A 1,368-nucleotide genomic window follows, 5' to 3' on the forward strand; every position below is an offset into this window, starting at 1 on the left:
TCATTGCCACAACTTCGGCGGTGTACTTGAGCCCCGCTACATTATCGGCGCAGAATCACTTGACCAGTGAGCTGTTACGCACTCTTTCAAGGATGGCTGCTTCTAAGCCAACCTCCTGGTTGTCTAAGCAACTCCACATCCTTTCCCACTTAGCACACGCTTAGGGGCCTTAGTTGGTGGTCTGGGCTGTTTCCCTCTCGACAATGAAGCTTATCCCCCACTGTCTCACTGCTACGCTCTCACTTACCGGCATTCGGAGTTTAGCTGACGTCAGTAACCCGTGAAGGCCCATCGGCCATCCAGTAGCTCTACCTCCGGCAAGAAACACGTAACGCTGCACCTAAATGCATTTCGGGGAGAACCAGCTATCACAGAGTTTGATTGGCCTTTCACCCCTATCCACAGCTCATCCCCTCCATTTTCAACTGAAGTGGGTTCGGTCCTCCACGACGTCTTACCGTCGCTTCAACCTGGCCATGGATAGATCACTCCGCTTCGGGTCTAGGTCATGCCACTCAAACGCCCTATTCAGACTCGCTTTCGCTACGGATACCCCACACGGGTTAACCTCGCGACATAACACTAACTCGCAGGCTCATTCTTCAAAAGGCACGCTGTCACCCCAAAAGGCTCCAACGGCTTGTAAGCACACGGTTTCAGGTACTATTTCACTCCCCTCCCGGGGTACTTTTCACCATTCCCTCACGGTACTGATTCACTATCGGTCATTAAGAAGTATTTAGACTTACCAGGTGGTCCTGGCAGATTCACACGAGATTCCACGAGCCCCGTGCTACTCGGGTGGCCACACCACGGACAGAACAATTTCGATTACGGGACTCTCACCCTCTACGGCCGACCATTCCAAGTCGTTCACCTACCATCCTGAACATCATGCCGGCAGCCAGTTAGAACTGCCACTGTGACTCCCACAACCCCCATGATGCAACGCCTAACCGCTATCACACACCACAGGTTTAGTCTCTTCCGCTTTCGCTCGCCACTACTCACAGAATCATTACTTTATTTTCTCTTCCTGCGGGTACTGAGATGTTTCACTTCCCCGCGTTCCCCCCAACCAGCCTATACATTCAGCTGGCGGTAACTCACCATGAAGATGAGCCAGGTTTCCCCATTCGGAAATCCTCGGATCACAGCCCAGTTATCGGCTCCCCGAGGCTTATCGCAGATTCACACGTCCTTCATCGGCTCTTAATGCCAAGGCATCCACCGTGTGCCCTTAATAACTTACACACAATCAAGAAAAATAAGAATCTAAAATCAACAATCAAACCAACACCAAAGCATTGATTCAACGCAAATTCCAGAAGATGCTCGCGTCCACTATATAGTTCTCAAACAACAACC

At 51.1% G+C, this 1,368-nt stretch carries 1 rRNA gene; it reads right to left on the reverse strand.

Annotated elements, in window-relative coordinates:
- Positions 1-1,254, reverse strand: a 23S ribosomal RNA gene (locus tag HMPREF2999_RS04230); the annotation flags it as partial.
- Between the last annotated feature and the right edge of the window lie 114 nt (positions 1,255-1,368).

The organism is Rothia sp. HMSC066H02, from assembly GCF_001814995.1.
Lineage (GTDB): Bacteria > Actinomycetota > Actinomycetes > Actinomycetales > Micrococcaceae > Rothia > Rothia mucilaginosa.